The sequence below is a fragment of the Frankia sp. CoWAU3 genome, from assembly GCF_977971855.1.
In genome coordinates this window covers 4,259-4,724 of sequence record NZ_CDWWXB010000140.1, presented here as the reverse complement: position 1 = coordinate 4,724, position 466 = coordinate 4,259, and the positions used below count along the sequence as shown (strand labels likewise).

Annotated in this window: 1 protein-coding gene; it reads right to left on the bottom strand. The window is 75.5% G+C overall.

Annotation, left to right across the window (positions count from 1 at the left end; genetic code table 11):
- Positions 1–466, bottom strand: a 466-nt coding sequence (locus AC08ON_RS12705; protein ID WP_476617041.1) for an IS66 family transposase, incomplete at both ends; no start/stop codon positions are given.

Below are 466 nucleotides of genomic sequence, written 5' to 3'. Positions count from 1 at the left end.
GGTGAACCCGGGCAGCACCCCGAGGACGTCGATACCGTCCCTGCCGCGGCGGGGGTGGACCACGACCAGGGTGAGCCTGTCGGTGCGGGCGCAGTGCACCCAGTGCAGCTTCCCGGCGACCCGCAGCCCGGTCCCGTCGGCCCCGACGACCGGCGCGGCGGCGAGCGCGTCACGGACCTGAGGAAGGAAGTCCTTCTCGAGACGGCCGGCGGCCCGGGCGAGCATCGCGGCCACCGTGCCGGGCGAGAGCCGGATTCCGAACAGCTCGGCCATCGCGACCGCGGCCCGGTCTCTGGCCAGGAACTGGCCGCCATAGAGGTAGAGGACCGAGGCCTCGACCCCGGGGCCGTACCGGACCGGGGCGTCCACCCCCGCGGGCGCCTGCGCCCGGGTCCGGACCCCACAGCAGGCGCACTCCCGCTCGACGAGCTGATGCTCGACGACCTCCGGGACGACCGGGGGCAGG